Source organism: Arthrobacter sp. SAFR-023 (assembly GCF_051965295.1).
Taxonomy (GTDB): domain Bacteria; phylum Actinomycetota; class Actinomycetes; order Actinomycetales; family Micrococcaceae; genus Arthrobacter.
The window spans coordinates 20,580-42,642 of the sequence record NZ_JBQCMF010000008.1 but is presented as its reverse complement, the minus strand read 5'-3'; the positions used below and the strand labels follow the sequence as shown (position 1 = coordinate 42,642).

General features: G+C 65.9%; 22 protein-coding genes and 1 tRNA gene. 15 read left to right on the top strand and 8 right to left on the bottom strand.

The window, feature by feature from the left end:
• Positions 1–90 precede the first annotated feature (90 nt).
• Positions 91–1,428, top strand: a complete 1,338-nt coding sequence (gene gdhA / locus ACTHQX_RS10220) for an NADP-specific glutamate dehydrogenase (RefSeq protein ID WP_440157335.1) — start codon at positions 91–93, stop codon at positions 1,426–1,428.
• 27 nt (positions 1,429–1,455) lie between these two features.
• Here gdhA and ACTHQX_RS10215 read toward each other — a convergent pair whose 3' ends face one another.
• From ACTHQX_RS10215 to ACTHQX_RS10205, 3 genes are all read right to left on the bottom strand, one after another.
• Positions 1,456–2,415, bottom strand: coding sequence for a helix-turn-helix domain-containing protein (locus ACTHQX_RS10215; protein WP_236806293.1), 960 nt, complete (start codon positions 2,413–2,415; stop codon positions 1,456–1,458).
• 152 nt (positions 2,416–2,567) lie between these two features.
• The gene (locus tag ACTHQX_RS10210) at positions 2,568–3,695 is read right to left on the bottom strand and encodes a D-TA family PLP-dependent enzyme (RefSeq protein WP_440157332.1); all 1,128 of its coding nucleotides are present in this window, start codon (positions 3,693–3,695) and stop codon (positions 2,568–2,570) included.
• Positions 3,692–4,288 (bottom strand): TetR/AcrR family transcriptional regulator, encoded by a 597-nt coding sequence (locus ACTHQX_RS10205; RefSeq protein ID WP_236806295.1) that lies wholly within the window; start codon positions 4,286–4,288, stop codon positions 3,692–3,694. The genes ACTHQX_RS10210 and ACTHQX_RS10205 overlap by 4 nt, the downstream gene beginning before the upstream one ends.
• 120 nt (positions 4,289–4,408) lie before the next feature.
• On the opposite strand from ACTHQX_RS10205, the gene ACTHQX_RS10200 reads away from it, so the two are divergent.
• Together ACTHQX_RS10200 and ACTHQX_RS10195 are read left to right on the top strand one after the other, a co-directional pair.
• Positions 4,409–6,358 carry a primary-amine oxidase gene (locus ACTHQX_RS10200; RefSeq protein ID WP_440157330.1) on the top strand — a complete coding sequence of 650 codons (1,950 nt, stop codon included), beginning with the start codon at positions 4,409–4,411 and terminating at the stop codon, positions 6,356–6,358.
• A gap of 9 nt (positions 6,359–6,367) precedes the next feature.
• Positions 6,368–6,802, top strand: coding sequence for a hypothetical protein (locus ACTHQX_RS10195; protein ID WP_440157328.1), 435 nt, complete (start codon positions 6,368–6,370; stop codon positions 6,800–6,802).
• Positions 6,803–6,868: 66 nt separating this feature from the next.
• On the opposite strand, the gene ACTHQX_RS10190 is transcribed toward ACTHQX_RS10195, so the two are convergent.
• The gene (locus ACTHQX_RS10190; RefSeq protein WP_440157326.1) at positions 6,869–7,420 is read right to left on the bottom strand and encodes a flavin reductase family protein; all 552 of its coding nucleotides are present in this window, start codon (positions 7,418–7,420) and stop codon (positions 6,869–6,871) included.
• A 260-nt stretch (positions 7,421–7,680) separates the two neighbouring features.
• Between ACTHQX_RS10190 and pstS the strand changes: the two genes are divergently transcribed.
• From pstS to pstB, 4 genes are all read left to right on the top strand, one after another.
• Entirely contained in the window at positions 7,681–8,802 is a 1,122-nt protein-coding gene (gene pstS / locus ACTHQX_RS10185; RefSeq protein ID WP_440157324.1) for a phosphate ABC transporter substrate-binding protein PstS, read from the top strand.
• Between the two features lie 121 nt (positions 8,803–8,923).
• Positions 8,924–9,856, top strand: a complete 933-nt coding sequence (pstC, locus tag ACTHQX_RS10180; RefSeq protein WP_440157322.1) for a phosphate ABC transporter permease subunit PstC — start codon at positions 8,924–8,926, stop codon at positions 9,854–9,856.
• A complete protein-coding gene (pstA, locus tag ACTHQX_RS10175; RefSeq protein ID WP_440157320.1) occupies positions 9,857–10,969 on the top strand; it encodes a phosphate ABC transporter permease PstA in 1,113 nt (370 codons plus the stop codon).
• Between the two features lie 85 nt (positions 10,970–11,054).
• Complete coding sequence (gene pstB / locus ACTHQX_RS10170) at positions 11,055–11,834, top strand: phosphate ABC transporter ATP-binding protein PstB (protein ID WP_440157318.1); 780 nt, start codon at positions 11,055–11,057, stop codon at positions 11,832–11,834.
• 91 nt (positions 11,835–11,925) lie between these two features.
• On the opposite strand, the gene ACTHQX_RS10165 is transcribed toward pstB, so the two are convergent.
• The 3 genes from ACTHQX_RS10165 to ACTHQX_RS10155 form a co-directional block, all read right to left on the bottom strand.
• Complete coding sequence (locus ACTHQX_RS10165) at positions 11,926–12,942, bottom strand: anion permease (RefSeq protein ID WP_440157316.1); 1,017 nt, start codon at positions 12,940–12,942, stop codon at positions 11,926–11,928.
• On the bottom strand, positions 12,943–13,560 hold the full coding sequence (locus ACTHQX_RS10160; protein ID WP_440157314.1) for a DUF47 domain-containing protein: 618 nt from the start codon (positions 13,558–13,560) through the stop codon (positions 12,943–12,945).
• 256 nt (positions 13,561–13,816) lie between these two features.
• Positions 13,817–14,476, bottom strand: a complete 660-nt coding sequence (locus ACTHQX_RS10155) for a hypothetical protein (RefSeq protein ID WP_102972823.1) — start codon at positions 14,474–14,476, stop codon at positions 13,817–13,819.
• Between the two features lie 246 nt (positions 14,477–14,722).
• Here ACTHQX_RS10155 and ACTHQX_RS10150 point away from each other — a divergent pair.
• Positions 14,723–14,795, top strand: a tRNA-Lys gene (locus ACTHQX_RS10150).
• Positions 14,796–14,897: 102 nt separating this feature from the next.
• Here ACTHQX_RS10150 and ACTHQX_RS10145 read toward each other — a convergent pair.
• Entirely contained in the window at positions 14,898–16,235 is a 1,338-nt protein-coding gene (locus tag ACTHQX_RS10145; protein ID WP_440157556.1) for a glutamyl-tRNA reductase, read from the bottom strand.
• 500 nt (positions 16,236–16,735) lie between these two features.
• Between ACTHQX_RS10145 and ACTHQX_RS10140 the strand changes: the two genes are divergently transcribed.
• The 7 genes from ACTHQX_RS10140 (at position 16,736) to ACTHQX_RS10110 (ending at position 22,049) form a co-directional block, all read left to right on the top strand.
• Positions 16,736–17,743, top strand: coding sequence for a LacI family DNA-binding transcriptional regulator (locus ACTHQX_RS10140; protein ID WP_440157312.1), 1,008 nt, complete (start codon positions 16,736–16,738; stop codon positions 17,741–17,743).
• Positions 17,744–17,831: 88 nt separating this feature from the next.
• Entirely contained in the window at positions 17,832–18,389 is a 558-nt protein-coding gene (locus ACTHQX_RS10135) for a cysteine hydrolase family protein (protein ID WP_440157310.1), read from the top strand.
• A 91-nt stretch (positions 18,390–18,480) separates the two neighbouring features.
• Positions 18,481–18,783, top strand: a complete 303-nt coding sequence (locus tag ACTHQX_RS10130; protein WP_214857918.1) for an urease subunit gamma — start codon at positions 18,481–18,483, stop codon at positions 18,781–18,783.
• Positions 18,784–18,792: 9 nt separating this feature from the next.
• Positions 18,793–19,146, top strand: coding sequence for an urease subunit beta (locus ACTHQX_RS10125; RefSeq protein ID WP_440157308.1), 354 nt, complete (start codon positions 18,793–18,795; stop codon positions 19,144–19,146).
• Positions 19,143–20,900, top strand: coding sequence for an urease subunit alpha (ureC, locus tag ACTHQX_RS10120; RefSeq protein WP_440157306.1), 1,758 nt, complete (start codon positions 19,143–19,145; stop codon positions 20,898–20,900). The genes ACTHQX_RS10125 and ureC overlap by 4 nt, the downstream gene beginning before the upstream one ends.
• 8 nt (positions 20,901–20,908) lie before the next feature.
• On the top strand, positions 20,909–21,385 hold the full coding sequence (gene ureE / locus ACTHQX_RS10115) for an urease accessory protein UreE (RefSeq protein WP_440157304.1): 477 nt from the start codon (positions 20,909–20,911) through the stop codon (positions 21,383–21,385).
• A complete protein-coding gene (locus ACTHQX_RS10110; protein WP_440157303.1) occupies positions 21,366–22,049 on the top strand; it encodes an urease accessory protein UreF in 684 nt (227 codons plus the stop codon). Before ureE ends, ACTHQX_RS10110 begins: the two co-directional genes overlap by 20 nt.
• Positions 22,050–22,063 lie beyond the last annotated feature (14 nt).

The following is a 22,063-nucleotide window of genomic DNA, read 5'->3' as shown; positions in this document are numbered from 1 at the left end:
CGGCGGTCTTAATCGGTAAGGTTGAAAGGTCAACCATAGGCGGCTGAAAATATCCTTTTGGCCGTTGCTCGCGGATTTAAGGACAGATTCATGGATGCACGGCTGGAAGCCGTCAGGGACACGGTACTGGCGCGGAACCCCGGTGAGTCTGAGTTCCACCAGGCGGTGGTCGAGGTGTTCGAAAGCCTTGGCCCGGTCCACGACCGCCACCCCGAGTTCCTGGAAGCCGCTATCCTGGAACGGCTCTGCGAGCCCGAACGGCAGATCATCTTCCGGGTGCCGTGGACCGACGATTCAGGCCGCGTGCAGATCAACCGCGGCTTCCGCGTGGAGTTCAATTCAGCGCTCGGCCCCTACAAGGGCGGGCTCCGGTTCCACCCCTCCGTTTACCTCGGGATCGTGAAATTCCTCGGCTTCGAGCAGATTTTCAAGAACGCGCTGACCGGCATGCCCATCGGCGGCGGCAAGGGCGGTTCCGACTTCGACCCCCGCGGCCGCAGTGACGCCGAAGTCATGCGCTTCTGCCAGTCGTTCATGACCGAGCTCTACCGCCACATCGGCGAGTACACCGATGTCCCGGCCGGCGACATCGGTGTGGGCGGCCGCGAAATCGGTTACCTCTTTGGCCAGTACAAACGAATCACCAACCGCTACGAATCAGGCGTGCTGACCGGCAAGGGCATCTCCTGGGGAGGTTCCCTGGTCCGGCCCGAAGCCACCGGCTTCGGCACGGTGATCTTTACCGAGGAGATGCTCAAGACCCGGGGCTCATCCTTCGATGGGCAGCGCGTGGTGGTTTCCGGCTCCGGCAATGTGGCCATCAATGCCATCGCCAAGGCCCAGGCGCTCGGCGCCAGCGTGGTGGCCTGCTCCGACTCCTCCGGGTACGTCGTGGACGAGGCGGGGATCGACGTCGGGCTCCTCCGCCAGGTCAAGGAAGTGGAACGCGGGCGTCTCAAGGACTATGCACTGCGCCGTTCCGGCGTTTCCTATGTGGAGGCCGGCTCCGTCTGGGACGTCGATGCGACCGTTGCCCTGCCGTGCGCCACGCAGAACGAGCTCGACGGCGGTGCTGCCGCCCGGCTGGTCCGCAACGGGCTGCTCGCCGTCGGTGAAGGCGCCAACATGCCCTCCACCCGGGACGCCGTGGCGGTGTTCCAGGAGGCGGGCGTGCTGTTCGGGCCCGGCAAGGCCGCCAACGCAGGCGGCGTGGCCACATCGGCGCTGGAGATGCAGCAGAACGCGAGCCGCGACTCCTGGTCCTTCGACCACACGGAACAGCGCCTTACGGACATCATGGTGGGAATCCACCACCGCTGCGCCTCCACCGCGGACGAGTACGGTGACCCCGGCAACTACGTGCTGGGCGCAAACATCGGCGGCTTCGTCAAAGTGGCGGACGCGATGCTCGCCCAGGGTCTGATCTAGGCGGGGTCTGATTAAGGCGCCGGCTACCTAGGCGCCGCGCCGCCAGTCGCTGGGGGACTCGCCAAAGGCCTCGCGGAACGTGCGGCTGAAATGCGCCGCGTCCAGGAAGCCCCACCGCGCTGCCACGGCTCCCACTGAGGTGCCCGAGTGCAGCGGGTCCCTGAGGTCCCGGCGGACCCGATCCAGCCGGCGGCTGCGGATCCAGCTGGCAACAGTGCTGCCGGACTCGTGGAAGACGTTGTGCAGGTGGCGGGTCGAAATGAAATGTGCTGCGGCAATGCTGGCCGGCGAAAGCTGCGGGTCGGCGAGGTTCTGCTCAATGTATTCGCGGACCGACGTCGCCAGCATTGCCTGGGGCTTCATGCTGTCGGCAGCCAGATCCAGTTCCGAATGGAGCATGGTGGTCACAAGGTCCAGGGTGTTGGCAGCGAGCCGGGAACCGCTCGGCCCGCCGAGTGCCTCCAAATTGCCGGCAAGCTGCGTGATGAACGGCCCCACAATGCCCGCCAGGCTGGACTCGCCGGCCAGCCGGACGGCTGACAGCTGCCCCACACAGTCCGGCGGCAGCGACAGGGAGTCGTGCGGGAACATGACCACCACCACGCGGGCCTGCTCTTCGAACGCCAGGGTGTACGGGCGGTTGGTGTCATAGATGGCGAGGTCGCCGGGGCGGAGCACGGCCTCGCGGTTGTCCTGGATGAGGAGGCCGGTGCCCTCCAGCTGAAGGTTGAGCTTGAAATAACGCTGGTCGGACTGGGCCAGAAGCGCGGGTGTGCGGTGGACGCTGTGGCCCGAAGCCGACACCTCCACGATGCACGTGCGGTCCAACACCCTGGAGCGCATGCGGCCGCGGAACCGATCGGGCCGGGCCGTTTCGGCGGCCAGCGGCACGAAGGACTGGGCCACGAGGTGCCTCCAGTGGTCAAAGGAGGTGGCCACGCTGGAGGTGAGGGTCTGGTCCGCGGGACGGGCCGTGGTTGCTGGCATGAACATTCCTGACGCCGGTTCGCTGTCTGTTAGCGGGTCCCCAACACTGTGTCCTGGAACACAGTCATTTCAGGTTAACGGCGAAATCCCGCCCTGTCATCTTTTTTCAACACATGGCGAATAAAGATTTTGTGAAGAAGGGCGGTCGGCCCTTACCTGTTCTTGCCCCGGGCTGCCACGGCCCAGCGGTCCACGAGTCCGCCGCCGCGCACCACTGCGACATCATCCACCAGGTTCATCGCGAGGCATACGTGGTTGGGGATGACGCGCAACCTGTCGCCGATGGCCGGCAGGGTTCCGCGCTGAGGCCAGTCGACGGTTGCGTGGTGCTCCGACAGTGCGGTGATCCGGGCGTCCGGATAGTCCATCAGCCGTCCGAAGCCGCTTGCCCACGCGGGCCGGTCACTGCCGAGAACCTTGCTGCCGGCGTCAATGATGAAACGTGCCGGTCCGTCCGCGGGGGTTGCGTGGTGGCTGACCACCGTGGCCGCCACTGTCAGTGCGATGTCCTCGGCGGCGCACCGCCCCAGCTCCAGCTGCTGGGCGTCGCCAAAGACGTACACGCCAGGGCGCACCTCGGTGGCAGCCGAATTCCCGGTCAGCATCGCCGTCGGGGTGGAGCCGCCGCTGCGGCAGGTGACATCGAATCCCGCCGCCGCCAGAACCTCGGACGCCCGGTTCAGGGCGTGCTCCTCCTGCCTGGCCGCCTCGACCGGCATGCCCGGTGCGTAGCTGTGTCCCGGGAAGGTGAACACGCCGGCGACCTTCAGCCCGGCGCGCGCTGCTGCCTCTGCGACCGGTGCGACGGATTCCGGGCGGACGCCGCTCCGGTGGTGGCCGCTGTCGACTTCCACCAGGGCGCTGATGCTCCCCGCGGCACTGCCCAGGCCGGATCCCAGGGCCGTTGCTCCCTCCACGGAGTCGATGCCAACGGTGATCTGCGCAGTTTGTGACAGGCGCCGAAGCCGCTCGGACTTCTGCGGCGAAAGCCAGAGGGGGTAGGCGATGAAGAGGTTGTCGACTCCGGCAACGGCAAACACTTCGGCTTCGCCGATGGTGGCCACTGTCAGTCCGGAGGCTCCGGCTGCGATCTGGCGGGCGGCGATTTCGGGAATCTTGTGGGTTTTGGCATGCGGGCGCAGATTCAGGCCCCGCGCCCGGACGGCTGATGCCATCCGCTCAATGTTCCGGTCGAGAATGTCGACGTCGATCAAGATTTCCGGGGTATCGATTTCGTGCGGGATGGTCACTGCCGGCGTCTCCTGGTTGTTCTCGCTCAATGCTGGCCCGTCAGCAGGGCAAGGAATCCCTCGAGCTGCCCGTCCAGGCCGAGCTCCGTCTCGCCCTCCGGAAGCAGCGCGGCCGCGATCTGGGCGCCCAGCAGCATGTTGAGCAGCTGCCCGGCCAGGCTGTCGTCGTCGACGGCGGTACTCACGTCGCCGCTGTCCCGGGCCTCCCCGAGATAGCGCCGGATGGCATCCCGCCACTGCTGCATCGATTCCCGGTGGATCTGCGCCTTGCCGGGGTCGTTGATGGCCTTCTGCCAGAAGGGGATGACGATCCGGGCTTCGTTGATCCGTTCCTCATCGAGCGGGAGCACTTCGACGCAGAAGGCCCGCAGGGCCGCCAGTCCCGAAAGTCCCGCGGTGACTTCGGCGATGCGTTCGTTGGTCCGGTTGAAGACGTGGCCGAAGGCGAAGGTCAGCAGCGTGTCCTTGGTGGGAAAGTACGGTTTCAGGGCCCCGTTGGCGAAGCCCGCCTCCGTGGCGATTTCCCGCATCGTGGCGCTCTCAATGCCCATCCGGGCGATGATCCGCCAAGTCGCATCCACCAGTTCCAGGCGGCGCTCATCGTGGTCAACAATCTTTGGCACGCGGCCACTCCCAGTAAATATTTTTCGCCCAGACCCTTGTGAGCCATCTTACGTTCGCTTATTCTCTACAACTATAGAAAATAAACATCCGACCCGCCAGGGTCATGGACAAAGGCCGCTATGACGCTCTCCACCACAGAAACAGCCAGCCCGTTCCGCCTTGCCTCAGCCGCGGAGATCAGCGAGGTGCAGGGCATTCTCCGCTCGGGGGGTCTCCTTGGTCCGGAGAAGCGCATCGCCTACCTGGGCCTCCTTGACCCTGCCCGGGGAACCGGCCCTGCCCGGGGAACCGGCCCTGACGGGGGAACCGGAACAGAGGCGGACCGCCGTTTCCGGGCCTTCATCCACGATGTTTCGGGCGGCCGGCCCCAGGACGTCACCGTCTCGGTCACCAGCGGCACGGTGATCTCCGCCGTCGAACTCGACACTGCTGCCACCGGCGAACTGCCGGTCCTCGAAGAGGAGTTCGAGGTGGTGGAGCAGCTGCTGGCCACCGACGGGCGGTGGCTGAAAGCCCTTGCCGCACGGAACCTGGACGTCAGCAAGGTGCGCGTCGCACCGCTGTCCGCCGGCGTCTTCGAATACGCGGAGGAGAAGGGCCGCCGGATCCTGCGCGGGCTCGCCTTCGTGCAGGAGTTTCCGGAGGACAGCGCCTGGGCCCACCCGGTTGACGGGCTGGTGGCCTACGTGGACGTGGTCAGCAAGGAAGTCACCCAGGTGATCGACCTTGGCCCGATGCCCATCCCGACAGAGCACGGCAACTACACCGATCCCGAGCTCACGGGCCCGCTCCGTACCACCCAGAAGCCCATCAGCATCACCCAGCCCGAAGGCCCCAGCTTTACGGTGACCGGCGGCAACCACATCGAGTGGGAGAAATGGAGCCTGGACGTTGGATTCGACGTCCGCGAGGGCGTGGTGCTGCACAACATCGGCTTCCGGGACGGGGACCGGCTCCGGCCCATCATCAACCGCGCGTCGATCGCCGAGATGGTGGTCCCGTACGGTGATCCGTCCCCGATCAGGTCCTGGCAGAACTACTTCGATACGGGGGAGTACCTCGTGGGCCAGTTCGCCAACTCCCTCGAACTCGGCTGCGACTGCCTCGGCGACATCACCTACCTGAGCCCCGTCATCAGCGACGCCTTCGGCAACCCCCGCGAGATCCGCAACGGCATCTGCATGCACGAGGAGGACTGGGGCATCCTGGCCAAGCACAGCGACCTCTGGTCCGGCATCAACTACACCCGGCGGAACCGCCGCATGGTGATCTCCTTCTTCACCACCATCGGCAACTACGACTACGGCTTCTACTGGTACCTCTACCTCGACGGCACCATCGAATTCGAAGCCAAGGCCACCGGCATCGTCTTCACGTCCGCCTTCCCGGAAGGCGGCTCGGACAACATCTCCCAGTTGGCACCGGGCCTCGGGGCACCGTTCCACCAGCACATCTTCAGCGCCCGCCTCGACATGGCCATCGACGGCTTCACCAACAGGGTGGAGGAAGAGGACGTGGTCCGCCAGGCCATGGGCCCGGGCAATGAGCGCGGCAACGCGTTCTCCCGGAAGCGCACCGTGCTGACCCGTGAGTCCGAGGCCGTCCGGGAGGGTGATGCCCGGACCGGCCGGACGTGGATCATCTCCAACCCCGAATCGCGTAATCGTCTGGGCGAGCCGGTGGGCTACAAGCTGCACTCCTACAACCAGCCCACGCTGATGGCTGACCCCGAGTCCTCCATTGCCCGGCGGGCCGCGTTTGCCACCAAGGACCTGTGGGTCACCCGCTACGCCGAGGACGAGCGCTACCCGACCGGAGACTTCGTCAACCAGCATTCCGGCGGCGCGGGCCTGCCCGCCTACATCGCCCAGGACCGCGACATCGACGGCCAGGACATCGTTGTGTGGCACACCTTCGGGCTGACGCACTTCCCGCGCGCGGAGGACTGGCCCATCATGCCGGTGGACACCGTCGGCTTCAAGCTCCGCCCCGAGGGCTTCTTCGACCGCAGCCCGGTCCTGGACGTCCCGGCCAACTCCAGCCAGTCCGGCTCCCACTGCCACGGCTAGGTTCACGCCGTGACCGCACTGCAGCTGCACTCCCGCACCGTCTCTGCGGTGACCGCCGCGTCCTGCGCGGTGCACCTGTGGCTCATTGCGGGAAACCACCACGGCCCCTGGCTGGGCATCGTGATGCTCGCGATGGTCGGGGTCTGCCTGCCGTGCGCTGGGCACCTGTGGCGCGGCAGCCGGGAGCCTGCCCTGCGTCAGGTGATGGGCTGCGCCCTGGCTATGACGGCATTACATGCGGTCCTGCTGCTGGGGGCGCCAGCGTTAGCCGGGGGAGGCGCGTCCCGCCACACACATTCCGGAGCGACGGCGATGGCACCTGGCACGGGCTTGTTTGGATCGGACGCTGAAGGCCTGCTGGCCGTCGTCGTCCTGGAAATTACGACGGCGTTCCTCGCCGCGACGCTGCTCGCCCGCCTTCGCTCGGTCCCAAATCCCAAGTGAGTAGCAGCACAGGGCGTTCCCAGCGCTGGGAACGCCCTGTGCTGCTACTGAGTTGGGGGCGGAGGCTTACGGCGCCAGCCGGCGGAACTCCGAGCCGAAATGCACCAGCGGATCCGGAACCTCGGACGGTGCGGCCCCACTACCCATCGCCACCACCTCGCCCACAACAAGCAGGTGGGTGGCGGCAGAATGGACAGAAACGGTGCGCAGCTCAAAATAGGCCAGGCAGCCGTCAATGATCGCCGATCCCGTGGCCGGCCCGCGCCGGAAAGGCACCTGCGCGAGCAGTCCGTGCAGCGGCGTCCCCGGACTCGCCAGCCACGTCGCCGTGCCCTGGTGCTTGCCGGACAGCACGCTAAGTGCCCACGTCCCCGCTTCCTCCACCGCTTCACCAATGCGGGATTCCGCGAACAGGCTGACCAGCATGGTGGGCGGGTCGTAGGACACCGAGAGGAAGCCGCTGACCGTGGCAGCGTAGTCCCTGTTCCGCAGCCGGGTGGAAACCATGGCGACGCCGGCGGTGAGGTCCGAACTCAGCCTGCGGTACAGGTCCACGTCGGAATCCGACGGCGGCCCCTCGCCCAACTGCCGCGCGTCCAGCGGCCCTGAAGTTTCCATGACGCCCATCGTGCCACGTGGGGCCGCCGTTATGCCTGTTGACAATGTGGCGGATCCACTACGGCTGTGGCGCAGCCAACGCAATGGCAACCCAGCATCTGTAAGCCAATGGCCCGCCGTCGTTAACCCTGCGTTCACCTCCGACCCCAAAACTTGTTACCTGCGGCCCATAACTTCATTGAAGGTACAAAAAGTACGAATCTCCCGTACGGGCGTCTCCGGTCCGCACCGCATCAGAAACCCTGGAAGGGGTACACCCAGTGAAGGCACTCCGCTTCGGCCGCCACGCGGCAATCGCTGTCATCGCCGCTGGCGCACTCGCGCTCACCGCCTGTGGTTCAGACAACGCCACGAACACCGCCCCGGCAGGCAGCGCCTCCGCCGCCGGCACCAAGGTCACCGGCACCCTGACCGGCATCGGCTCCTCCGCGCAGGGCGCGGCCATGGACGTGTGGAAGACCAACTTCGCCTCCGCGAACCAGGGCGCCACCGTGCAGTACTCCCCGGACGGCTCCGGCGCCGGGCGCAAGGCCATCGTCGACGGTTCGGCTCAGTTCGCCGGTTCCGACGCCTACCTGAAGGACGAGGAACTGGCAGCGGCCAAGAAGGTGTGCGGGCCTGCGGGTGCCATCGAGATCCCCGTCTACATCTCGCCGATCGCCATTGCCTTCAACCTGCCGGACATCACCGAGCTGAAGCTGGACGCCCCCACCGCGGCCAAGATCTTCCGTGGCGAGATTGCCAAGTGGAACGACCCCGCCATTGTGGCCCTGAACCCGGACGCCAAGCTCCCGGACCTCGCCGTCACCCCGGTGAGCCGCTCTGACGACTCCGGCACCACCAAGAACTTCACCGAGTACCTCTCCGCCGCGGCTCCCGATGTCTGGAAGGACAAGGCCGACGGCATCTGGCCTGCATCCCTCAAGGGCGAGAACGCCAAGGGCACGTCCGGCGTCGTTAAGACCGTCACCGACACCCCGGGCGCCGTGGCCTACGCCGACGACTCCGCCGTTGGCGGCAAGCTGGGCATCGCCCAGATCAAGGTCGGTTCCGAGTTCGTCAAGATCTCCCCGGAAGCTGCTTCCAAGGCAGTCGACGCCGGCAAGCCCGTTGAAGGCCGCGCCGATACCAGCGGCGCCATCAAGCTCGACCGCACCACCACCGAGGCCGGTGCCTACCCGGTGGTCCTGGTTTCCTACCACATCGTCTGCTCCACCTACGACAAGCAGGAAACCGTGGACCTGGTCAAGGCTTTCGAGACCTACGTAGTGTCCGAAGAGGGCCAGAAGGCGGCCGCCGAGTCCGCCAAGTCGGCTCCGATCTCCGCCACGCTGGCCGAGAAGGCTGTCAAGGCCATCGAAACCATCAAGGTCAAGTCGTAACGACTCACCTATTCGCCGAGGTTCCCCGCCCAGCCGCCAGGCAGGGCGGGGAACTTAGCCGTGTAAAGCGCGGTTTCAGCACCATCCACATTTCTGCACCACCAACACCGAAGGGCCGGGTATGACCACCACCTCCCTGACCAGTTCCCGAGGCGCCGGCCGCGCCGGGGACAAAGTCTTCTCCGGAGCGGCCCTGGCGGCAGGCTGCCTGATCCTTGCCGTTCTTTTCGGCGTGGCGCTCTTCCTTGTCATCCAGGCGATTCCCGCCTTCACCGCCCCCGCCGCGGACATCCAGGGCGGGGAAGGCTTCTTCGCCTACATCTGGCCAATCGTCGTCGGCACCCTCATTGCTGCCGTCATCGCCCTGGCCATCGCCACGCCGGTGTCCGTCGGAGTTGCCCTCTTCATCTCGCACTTCGCCCCTCGCGGCCTCGCGTCCGGCCTCGGCTACGTCATTGACCTGCTCGCCGCGATCCCCTCCGTGGTTTACGGTGCCTGGGGCGCGGCCTTCCTGGCCCCCCAGATTTCGCCTGCGTACGGCTGGCTCGCCACCAACATGGGCTGGCTGCCCATCTTCCAGGGACCTGCCTCCGCCACCGGCAAAACCATCCTGACAGCCGGCATCGTGCTGTCCGTCATGGTCATCCCCATCATCACGTCGCTGTCCCGCGAGATCTTCCTGCAGACCCCCAAGCTTCACGAGGAAGCGGCCCTCGCACTGGGCGCCACGCGCTGGGAAATGATCAAGATGTCGGTGCTGCCCTTCGCGCGACCGGGCATCATCAGTGCCGTCATGCTGGGCCTCGGCCGCGCCCTGGGCGAAACCATGGCAGTGGCGCTCGTGCTGTCCTCCGGCGCACTCACCGCCAGCCTGATCCAGTCCGGCAACCAGACCATCGCCGCCGAGATCGCCCTGAACTTCCCCGAGGCCAGCGGCCTCAAGGTGAGCACCCTGATCGCCGCGGGCCTGGTCCTGTTCGTGATCACCCTCGCCGTCAACATCCTCGCCCGGTGGATCATCAGCCGGCACAAAGAATTCTCGGGAGCCAACTAAATGACCTCCACCCTGACCCCGGTCCGCAAGCGGTCAGCCCTGACCAAGGGCCAGCTGCCCAAGTACGCCCCTTACGTGGTCCTGGGCGTCGCGCTGGTCCTCGGAGCTGCCATCCTCGCCCTGATCGGCTTCAATGTCTTCGGCTGGGGAGTGGTCTCCGCCATCCTGTTCGCCGCAGGACTCGTCGCCTGGAGCGCCGCGGTTGAGGGGTCGCGCAAGGCCAGGGACAAGCTAGCCACCTGCCTCGTGGTGGGCGCATTCCTGATCGCCCTGCTGCCGCTGATCTCCGTCATTTGGACCGTCATGGTCAACGGCATCCCGGGCCTGCTCAACCCCGGCTTCCTGGGGACGTCGATGAACGGCGTCACCGGCGTGTACGACAACAGGGCGGCCGAAGGCACCGGGCCCGTTATCGGCGGCATCTACCACGCCCTCATCGGCACCCTGCAGATCACCCTGCTGGCCACCGTCATCTCCGTTCCGGTGGGCCTCCTGACGGCGATTTACCTCGTCGAGTACGGCAACGACCGGCCGCTGGCCCGCGCCATCACGTTCTTTGTGGACGTCATGACAGGCATCCCGTCCATCGTCGCCGGCCTCTTCGCTGCCGCGTTCTTCTTCGCGGTGGTGGGCCCCGGCACCAAGACCGGCGCCGTCGCCGCCGTCGCGCTGTCCGTGCTGATGATCCCGGTGGTGGTCCGCTCCAGCGAGGAAATGCTGAAGATCGTGCCCAACGAGCTCCGCGAGGCGGCCTACGCCCTCGGCGTCCGCAAGTGGCGGACCATCCTCAAGGTGGTCATTCCGACGGCGATCTCCGGCATTGCGTCCGGCGTCACCCTGGCGATCGCCCGGGTCATCGGCGAGACTGCGCCCATCCTGGTGACCGCAGGGTTTGCGACGAGCATCAACAACAACGTGTTCGGCGGATGGATGGCGTCCCTGCCCACGTTCATCTACACGCAGATCCTGAACCCCACCTCCCCGTCCAACCCCGATCCGTCGTCGCAACGGGCATGGGGTGCGGCCCTGGTCCTCATCATCCTGGTGATGCTGCTCAACCTCGGCGCCCGCCTCATTGCCCGGGTCTTCGCCCCGAAGACAGGCCGCCGCTAGTACGGACCGGCTATACCGGACCGTATTTCGGCTCGAGAAGCCGGGATCTAGACTTCATTTCATACGAGCAAGTTAAAGGAACATCATGTCCAAGCGCATCGACGTCAAAGACCTGAACGTGTACTACGGCAATTTCCTGGCCGTGGAAGACGTCAGCATCAACATCGAGGCCAAGTCCGTCACGGCTTTCATCGGTCCCTCGGGCTGCGGCAAGTCCACCTTCCTGCGCACGCTCAACCGCATGCACGAGGTGCTGCCCGGCGCACGCGTCGAAGGTGAGGTCCTGCTCGACGGCGACAACCTGTACGGACCCGGCGTGGACCCGGTGACCGTGCGCTCCCAGATCGGCATGGTGTTCCAGCGGCCCAACCCGTTCCCCACCATGTCCATCCGGGACAACGTCCTGGCCGGCGTGAAACTGAACAACCAGAAGATCTCCAAGGGCGAGGCCGATGCCCTGGTGGAGCGCTCACTCCTCGGCGCCAACCTCTGGAACGAGGTAAAGGACCGCCTGGAGAAGCCGGGCTCGGGACTGTCAGGCGGCCAGCAGCAGCGCCTCTGCATCGCCCGCGCCATTGCCGTGGAGCCGCAGGTGATCCTCATGGATGAGCCGTGTTCCGCCCTGGACCCGATCTCCACCCTGGCCGTTGAGGACCTCATCAACGAGCTCAAGGACCAGTACACCGTGGTGATCGTGACCCACAACATGCAGCAGGCGGCCCGCGTCTCGGACAAGACGGCGTTCTTCAACATCGCCGGCACCGGCAAGCCGGGCAAGCTCATCGAGTTCGCCGAGACCAGCACCATCTTCAACAACCCGAGCCAGAAGGCCACCGAGGACTACGTCTCCGGCCGCTTCGGATAGTCCCCCCGACCGGTTCTCTACACCAACGCGGGGTCATTTAGCGCCCAATTCGGACCTCCGAATGGGCGCTAAATGACCCCGCGTTGCTGTTTCAGACGCCGATCAGCGGGGAGAGCGCCAGCTCCAGGACGAAGGCGCCCGCGGCGGTGGCTGCCGGCGTCAGGACCCACAGCGACAGGATCCGGGTGACCAGCTTGCGGTGGCTGGTGGCGAACTGCTGGTTTTCCCCCGCGCCGAGCACGGCGGACGTGACCGTGTGGGTGGTGGAAACCGGCCAGTGGAGCCCGATGGCGCCAATAAACAGCAGGAGCGCACTGAAGCCCTGGGCCACCACGCCGCGCAACGGATCGATCCGGGTGAGCCGGTAGCCAATGGTGTGCGAGATGCGCCAGCCGCCGAACAGCGTGCCCACCGTGATCATCACTGCGGACAGCAGAGCCACCCACATCGGAAGCGAGCCGCCGTCGGAATAGCCGGCCGCCAGCAGTGCCAGGATGAGCACTGCGCTGACCCGCTGGCCGTCCTGCAGGCCGTGGCCAAAGGCCACGGCGCCGGCGGCGATCGACTGCGCAGCCCGGAAACGCTTGTTAACCACGCTCGGCTGGGTGTAGCGCGCGGCCCAGGTCACGGGAAAGACCAGCAGGTAGGCGGCGATGAAGGCTACAACCGGCGAGAGGGCCAAGGGGAGGATCACTTGGAAGAGGAGTGACTGGTCCACCCCGCCCACGGAGTTGCCGCCCACCACCGCGCTGGCGGTTCCGGCACCCGCAAGTCCGCCCACCAGGGCATGCGTGGAGGAGGACGGAACGCCACGCCACCACAGGAAAATACCCCAGGCACACGCGCTGGCGAGGCCGGCGGCGATGATGGTCAGGCCGCTGTTCCCGGGAGGAAGGGCCACCCAGTTCTGGCTGATCGCCACGGCCAGTCCGGCGCTGAGCAAGGCGCCTATGAGGTTGAAAAGGGCGGCAAGCAGGACGGCGATGGTGGGGGTCAGGGCACGCGTCCGCACGGCCAGGGCAACGGACGTGGACACATCCCGGAAGCCGTTGATGAAGGCAAATGCCGCGCCGAGGAGAACCACCAGGACGAAGATGAAGAGCGTCACTCAGGATTCCTTGACGATGATGCTGCCCACCTGCGTGGCGATCCGGCGCATGTCCTTAGTGACGTCGACCAGCTGGTTGGCGATGTCCCGGTTGCGGGCATACTGGGCTGATTTCATTTCCTTGAGCATGTCCGCGACCCAGACACGGTGCGTGCGTTCAGCCCGCTTGGCCAGACGAAGGACCTCGATCCAGTAGTCCTCAAGGTCGTCCAGATTGTTCAGGCGGCGCATTGCGTCAGCCGTCAGCTCGGCCTGGCGGCTGATGATTTCAAGCTGGTCGGCCGCGCGTTTCGGCAGCCGGTCCAGGTTGTAGAGCGCCACCAACTCGGCGGCGGCGTCCAGCTTTTCAATGGCTTCGTTCAGGCTCTGCGAGAGGGCATACATGTCCTCGCGGGGGAGCGGATTCACAAAGCTGGTGCGCATGTGTGTCAGGAGGGCGAAGTGCAGCTCGGCCGACTTTGCCTCGTGGTTGTGCATGTCCTCCACCAGCCGGTGGTGCTCGGAGGACGGTGCGCCGAGGATTTCCGCCATGGTGGCGCTGGCGAAAACGATCTGCCGGGCCAGCTGCGAAAGTAGGTTCAGGCCTGCGGGCTCCTGGGGAAAAAGGCGCAGCTTCATCAGTACCGGTCTCCGGAGGATCGTCAGGGCGGGACGCCGCGGGAGTTCTTGACTTGACGTCCGAGCCGCAGCTAGTCAGTACTTTACCGGCACCTGCGTTGGGGCATAAAAATGGTGCCGAACCGGATACGCCTCTCGGCGGTAGGCCGCTCTAGGCGGCTAAATGTTGAAGCCCGGGGGTTTCGCGGTTCGGCACCTATTTCAGTGTTCTACTTTGGTTGGGCCAAGTCAACATTGACAGATTGAGGCTGATGGGTCAGTCAAGCTCACCCAGCCGCCAGGCGTTGGCGGCGTGTTCCAGGTCCTCTGCGGTCTTCACGAGCAGGTGCGAGTTGCGCGTCAGCTTGCGCGCGTGGCTCTCGTTCGAATGCTCCGCGCCATCCGCCAGCGTGGCCTGGCCGAGTGCCACCACGCGGCAGAAAGCAGCAGAGCGCTCCAGCGCAACATCGAACTCTCCGTCGAAGGCCCCGGACAGGATCGCGTCCGCCATTGTCTTCATTTCATCGGCACCGGGCGGCTCGGCGGCGCCGGCCACCACATGGGAGACCTGGGCGGTGTCCTTGCCGGCCTTGAAATAGACGGAGATGCGCTCGGGATCCTGCACCGTTGCCGCGCGGAGGGCGTACAGCCGCCACAGGGCGCCGGGCAGCGAGCGAGCCGGGCTTTCCGCCCACATCTCCGCTATTGCCTCAAGGCCCTGCTCATCGGCCAGCTTCACGAGCCGCTTGGTGATGACGGGATCATCGCTGTCCCGCCCGTGGCGCACAAGGGCCTGGGCGGCCAGGTGCGCAGCTTCCGAGACGCGCGCCGGATCGGCGCCGCCTGCAAAAGGTTCGAAATCAATGGGCGCAAAAGGCTTCGGTTTGTGGTGCCGCTCCGCCCCGCCCGGGCCGCTGGTTCCTGCGTTCTGGCTCATGGTCCCACGCTACTCCTGCAGGGAACCGGAATCGAGCGTCCCTTCCAGTGTCTGCATTTCCCGGAAACGGCATCCATCGGGCACCTGAAGCCCTTGCTGGCGGCCGTCAAAAACACGTTCGACGGCGACGGCGGGGCGCCGTGCTGAAGTCGCCACCGTCTGGGGTACAGTATTAAACGTTCAGAAATGGACTGGAACTGTTTCGCGTTTGCAGGCTTTTGTGGCCCGCATTCCAGCAGGCAGTTTGGGCCTTTAGCTCAGTTGGTAGAGCATCGGACTTTTAATCCGTGGGTCGTGGGTTCGATCCCCACAGGGCCCACTCTTTTAGCGAAGAGTGGAAAGTCCCCGGCTTCCTGGCAACAGGAAGCCGGGGATTTTTTATGTGCGGGATTATCGGAAACGGATCTAGAGGAAACGGCGGCTAGCTTGCTGCCGGCAGGGCGTCCTCCGTGGCCACAATGCCTTGACGCTCCCGTGCCGGGCAGCCCAGCGTGCCCGTTTCCGCTTCCGGGAAGGCGCCGTTTGCTGCGGCCTGCGCTTCCACCCCTGCCGTCAGGTCGAGCCCGAACAGCGTTTCGAGGGCAGCCATGTACTCGTCCTGCCTGCCGGCTGCCGCCAGTTCGCGCCCCCGCGAGGTTGGCACATGCAGGAGCTGCCGCACTACCCGCCGGAGGGCGAATTCCACCGCTTCTGCTGTGGCCGTGCAGCCGTGCTGGTTCTTCACCCGCGCCACTTCATCAGCCAGTACCGACTGCATGTGGCCACGCAGCGCTATGATCGCCGGATCCAGAAGCCGCGCCTGCCGGTCCTCCTCAAACCTCATGGCGGCCTGCCGGACAAGCTCACCGGCCTGGCGGACGACGTCGGTTTGTTCACGCGGCGAGGCCAGCCGCACATGCTCCAGCGTGATGAGGTCTAGCCCGGGCAGTTCGCCTACTTTCGGCTCAAAGTCCCGGCTCAGGGCGAGATCGACGACGACGAGCGGGGCGGGAACGCCCTGCCGGAAGCTCCGAAAGTCCTCCGGGCTGAGCCTGGGGCCGCGGCCGCTGCAGCCGATTACCACATCCGCTCCGCGGACGGCAGAGGGCAGATCCTCGGCGGCCAGGCCGGTGGCGCCCCGGGCTGACGCGAAGGCCTCGGCCCGTCCGGACCAGGAAAACACGGACACCGCAGAACACGCCCTTGCCGCCAGGAGCGCAAGGGTAGAGCCGGCGTAGGCCCCGGTGCCGATGACCACCACGGACAGTCCGGAAAGGCCCTGGCGTTCGAGCTTGGATTGGGTGATGTCCAGTGCAACGGACACCATGGAGCGGCCTGCCTCACCCAGGGCCGTCAGCGAGCCAACTTCGCGGGCGGCACGGGAGGCCGCCTGGAAGAGCCGGACCAGGGCGCCGCTGGCCGCTCCCTCCTCCTGTGCGGAGGCCAGCGAGCGGCGCAGTTGGCCGGCGATTTCGCGTTCGCCCACCACTGCCGAGTCGAGGCCGGCGCCCACCGAGAAGAGATGCTCAGTCATGGCGGTGCCGGTCAGGCAGTCAAGGGCCCGCTCGAGTTCCTCGGGCGAAATACCTGAACATGTGCTGATGACGCCCAACACGCGCTTCCTGGTGATGTCCGGATCCGCGGCCGGAGCGACGTCGCAATAGACTTCGAACCGGTTGCACGTGGCGAGCACCACTGCTCCCGCAACGCCGTCCACGTCCGCAATAGCGCCGGAAGTAATACGGATGGGTCCCGAACCGAGCCGGGCCAGGAACTCCAGGCCGGATCCCCGGCCTTCCTCGCCGCCAACCGGTCCGGGACCCCCGTCACCGTACCAGGGCAAGGAACCCCGGTACGGTGTGCGGGCATGATGGGAAACCACAAGACCAAACTGCCGTTCCGTCGGGGGTAATCCTTCTATGGACCCCCCTGCACCCTGCAACAATTCGGCCCCCTTCTGCCGCAACGTTCCCCACCCTGTCCTGCCGCGGACGCTTGGTTGCCGCCCCGGGTGGTGGCCGCCGCTTAATGCCTAAGAGGCCACCGTTTGCCGGACCGGTCCCGGCAGTGGCCGCCGCTTAGAGGACACCGCTGGATTGTCGCTGGGGCCAGGCGCCGTTGCCTGGCCCCAGAGCCAAGAGACCTTGCAGAAAGGATGGGGTAACCACCTTGGGAAATTCTTGGCGGGCGGGGCGGCCTGCATTCTGCAACGATGTAGCAAAGAGGAAGGTAGCCGGGAGATATGCCCGGGGGAAAAGTGTGCCGTGAAAGGGGCTTTGCATGGCCGTGACAATGAACGAGGTTGCCCGCGCGGCCGGAGTTTCCCTGAAAACTGTGTCGAACGTGCTCAACAACTATGAGTTCATCAGGCCAGCCACACGGCAGAAAGTGCTGGACGCCATCGCCGAGCTCGGGTACGAGGCCAACTTGACGGCACGGAGCCTGCGTTCCGGGAAGTCCCGCATGCTGGGCCTGGTGGTGTCCGACCTTTCCGTGCCGTATTACGCGGAGCTTGCTTCCCGGCTGATGACGGTGGCAGCCGGCCGGGACTACCGCGTCCTGGTGGAACAGTCAGCGGCCACTGAGTCCAACGAGCTGAGTGCCCTGCAGGGATCCCTCAGCCAGCTGACGGACGGGCTCCTGTTCACTCCGTTGGTTCTCGACGCGGACGCTGTGGCCGCGGCCCGGCGCGGCACCAAGCCCCTCGTGATGCTCGGCGAACACATCGACGACCCCCGGTTCGACCAAGTCACCATGAAGAATGTGGGCGCGGCCAAGGCCATGACTGGACACCTGCTGGCGGGCGGCCGGCGTCGTATTGCGGTGATAGGTGCTTCCCCCGGGGACCGTGCCGGTTCGCCCGGCCTTCGGCTGGCCGGATACCGGGAGGCGCTGGCCGAGGCGGGAGTCCACTTTGACCCGGCCCTGATTGTCCCTGCGGAGTGGCGCCGTGACGGGGGCGCGTCCGCGGTGGCCAGGCTGCTTGAGGGCCGCCAGCCGTTCGACGCCGTCTTTGGACTCAATGACGCCCTGGCCCTGGGTGCCATGCACGAACTGCTGCTCCGCGGGGTAAGGGTGCCCGAGGACGCGGCCGTGGCCGGGTTCGACGACATCGATGAGGCGCGGTTCTCGTCCCCGTCGCTGACCACTGTTGCTCCCGGCATGAACGAGATCGCGGAGCGGTCCGTGCAGCTGCTGATCGACCGGATCGAGGGGACCGAGAAGGCCGCGGGGGGCGTGCACGCGGAAGCGGAATTCGAATTGCGAATCCGGGCCTCGGCCCCCTAGAGCCGCGGTAGGGTTTCGCATTCCGGGTTTCACAGGCTCCGCGAACGGGTACGTCACCGTCACCGGCACAGTGAAGGGAAGGTGCACCATGATTGCTCTGCTCGTTATTGACATGCAGAACGCGTACTTCGAAGCGCCGGAACTGGCAGCCCAGCAGGAGCGGCTCGTCACCTCATGCAACAGGCTGCTGGAGGGCTTCACCTCCAGCGGACACAAGGCGCTGCTGGTTGGCACCGAACACGAGCGGGACAAGTCAACGTGGACGCTGAGCATGCTCGACGACGACCAGGGCTTCATTTTCCGCGGCAGCGAGCAGGCAGAGGCTGTGCCAGGCCTGGCCACAGACGGCCTGCCCCAGCTGAGCAAAACGCGGGACAGCGCCTTTGTTGGCACCAACCTGCTGTCCCGGCTGCGGAACTGGGGCGCCGACGAAGTGGTGCTGGCCGGGGTCTCCACGCACAACTGCATCGCCCAGACCGGAGCGGACGCTTTCGCCCACAACATCCGGGTTACGTACGCGGAGGACGCCATGGCGTCGGAGGACAGCCAGGACGCCAAGGACATGCTGCGCATCCTGTCCACCACGTATCGCCAGCCGGTCCGGTCGAGCGACGAGATCCTTGCCCGGCTCAGCGGCGACCGCTAAGAGCCGGACCTGACTCTGCCGAAACGTAGTGGAAACGTAGGGGGCCTACTCTGGGTCCCACACAGACCCGCCGGCCGTCGAAGGGATCCTCATGCATCTGCTGCCCCGTGAGCAGGAAAAGCTCATGATCGTGGTCGCCGCCGACCTCGCCCGCAGGCGCCAGGGGCGCGGGCTCAAACTGAATTACCCGGAGGCCGTGGCCATCATCAGCTACGAGCTGATCGAGGGTGCCCGGGACGGCCGCACCGTGGCCGAGCTCATGAGCTACGGCACCACGCTGCTCAGCCGCGACGACGTCATGGAGGGCGTGCCGGAGATGATCCACGATGTCCAGATCGAGGCCACTTTTCCTGATGGCACGAAGCTCGTCACAGTCCACAACCCCATCCGATAGGGGTGCGCCATGATTCCCGGAGAGTACGTCCTGCGTCCTGAACCGCTGGTGATTAACGCGGGCCGCGAGGCGGTCGACGTCGTTGTCCTCAACACCGGTGACCGGCCCGTGCAGGTGGGCTCGCACTACCACTTCGCGGAGGCGAACCCGGCGCTGGAATTCGACCGCGACGCCGCCTACGGGCGGCGCCTGGACATTCCTGCCGGCACCGCAGCACGGTTCGAACCGGGCGACGGGAAGACTGTCCGGCTGATCAGGCTGGCCGGAAGCCGGGAGGTCTACGGCCTGAGCAACGCAGTGAACGGCAGCCTCGACGACGGCGCTGGCCATGCCGGCATTGACCGGGACGGGGGAGACCGATGAGTTTCGAGTTGTCCCGCAGGCAGTACGCGGACCTTTACGGCCCGACGACGGGAGATGCCATCCGTCTCGCCGACACCGATCTGTTCCTGGAGATCGAGAAGGACCTCACGAACTATGGCGAGGAAGTGGTCTTCGGCGGCGGCAAGGTCATTCGGGACGGCATGGGCCAGAACGGCCAGTCCACCCGGGACGGAGGCCCTGACGGTGGCGTGCCGGATACCGTCATCACCAACGTCGTGGTGCTGGATTACACGGGCATCTACAAGGCGGACGTGGCCCTGAAGGACGGCCACATCTTCCGGATCGGCAAGGCCGGAAACCCGCAGATTGCCGACGGCGTGGACATCATCATCGGCGCCAGTACGGAGATCATCGCGGGGGAACGCAAGATCCTTACCGCCGGGGGAGTGGACTCGCACATCCACTTTATTTCGGCGGACCAGGTGGCCACTGCCCTATGCAGCGGCGTGACCACCATGGTGGGCGGCGGCACCGGACCCGCCGAGGGCACCAAGGCCACCACCGTCACCCCGGGAAAATGGCACATCCACCGCATGCTGCAGGCAGCCGAGGGTTTTCCGGTCAACATCGGGCTCCTGGGCAAGGGGCACGCCTCCGCCGTCGAACCGTTGGCCGAGCAGATCCGCGCGGGCGCGGTGGGCCTGAAGGTCCACGAGGACTGGGGTTCCACCACGTCATCGATCGACACCTCACTAAAGGTTGCGGATGAGTATGACGTCCAGGTGGCCATCCACACTGACACGCTGAACGAATGCGGTTTCGTGGAGGACACCATCCGGGCCATCGACGGGCGCGTCATCCACACGTTCCACACCGAAGGCGCCGGAGGCGGGCACGCGCCGGACATCATCAAGATCGCCGGCCTGCCGAACGTGCTTCCCGCGTCCACGAATCCCACGCTGCCCTACACTCGGAACACCATCGAAGAGCACCTGGACATGCTCATGGTGTGCCACCACCTCAATCCGGACATCCCGGAGGATGTGGCCTTCGCAGATTCCCGCATCCGCGCCGAGACCATCGCGGCGGAGGACGTCCTGCAGGACCTCGGGGTCTTCGCCATCACGTCGTCGGACTCCCAGGCCATGGGGCGCGTGGGCGAGGTGATCACCCGTACCTGGCAGGTGGCGGACAAGATGAAGAAGCAGCGCGGCGTCCTGAAGGACCCTGCCGGGGCCGCCCACGGTGCAGCATCTGGCTCCGGCACGGAGAGCGACAACTTCCGGCTGAAGCGCTACGTGGCGAAGTACACCATCAACCCGGCCATCGCCCAGGGCATGGCTGATTCCATCGGCTCCGTTGAGGAGGGCAAGTTCGCCGACCTGGTGCTCTGGGATCCGGCGTTCTTTGGTGTGAAGCCCGAACTGGTCATCAAGGGAGGCCAAATTGCCTATGCCCTGATGGGCGACGCCAACGCCTCGATCCCCACACCCCAGCCGCGCACCATGCGGCCCATGTTCGCTGCCCACGGCAAGGCCCTGCAGCAGTCGTCCATCACCTTCCTCTCCCAGGCGGCCATCGACGCCGGCGTGCCGGAGGATCTGGGCCTGGAGAAGGTCATCCGGCCGGTCTCCGGCATCCGGACCCTGACCAAAGTGGACCTGAAGCACAACGACGCCACGCCTGACATCCAGGTGGACCCGGAAACGTACGCGGTGACCGTGGACGGGGAAGAGGTCACCTGCGAGCCGTCGGACGTACTGCCCATGGCGCAGCGGTACTTCCTCTTCTAGGAGTTCAGATGATCATCGAGAAAGTCCTCGGCAACCTGCACGACCAGCCTGCCGAATCCTACTCCGGCCTGCACCGGGAGAAGGTGGTGCTGCCGAGCGCCCAACTGGTCAAACGGATCCAGCGTGTCACCACCGACCACGGCAAGGAGATCGGCATCAGGCTTCCTGCCGGCTCGGCTGACCTCCGTGACGGCGACGTGCTGCACGTGGCTGAAACGAACATGATCGTGGTCTCCGTGCTGCCCACCGACGTCCTGGTGATCGCACCACGGAGCATCCACGAGATGGGCATAGTGGCGCATTCCCTCGGCAACCGGCACCTGCAGGCACAGTTTTTCGACGCATTGTCCGAGTACGGCGCCGAAGTCATGGTGTGCGCTTACGACCACACCGTCGAGGACTATCTCAAACACGTCGGAGTGCCCTACGACCGGCAGGAACGCGTCATGCCAGTGCCTTTCCGCCATGCCGAACACTCGCACTGACACCTATCAGCTGGCGCTTCGGCAGCTGACTGATTCCGCGCTGCCTACTGGGGCTTTTGCGCACTCGTTGGGGTTTGAGACCTATATCGAGCGGGGGGTGGTTCGGGATGAGGAGTCCTTTGGGGTGTGGCTGGCTGCGTTTTTGGGGCAGCAGCTGACTTATTCGGATGCCTTGGCGATTCGTTTTCTGTATGAGGGGGTGCCTGTGGGGGAGCTGGATGGGTTGCTTACTGCTCAGCTTTTGCCTCGGCAGGTGCGGGAGGCGAGCGTCAAGATGGGTGGGCGGCTGATTGAGATCGGTGCCGAGGTCTTTTCCTCGGGGGAGCTGGACGCATACCGGGCGCTGGTGAGCGGCGGCCGGGCTGCAGGCCATCAGCCGCTGGCGTTCGCCGTCGTCGCCCGTTCCCTGGGGGTTCCGCAGGCGGAGGCGACCGGCGCGTACCTTTTCGCTGCCGTCACCTCCCTGACGCAGAACGCCGTCCGGGCCATCCCTCTCGGGCAGGCCGCCGGCCAGCGGGTGCTGCGGAACGCGCACGACGGCGTTGCTGCCGCTGTCGAGCGGGCCGCCCGCCTGACGCCGGACGACTTCGGGGCGGTCAGCCCCGGACTGGAGATATCGCAGATGAGGCACGAGCGCCAGCGTGCCCGCATGTTCATGAGCTAACTGTGCTTTTGATT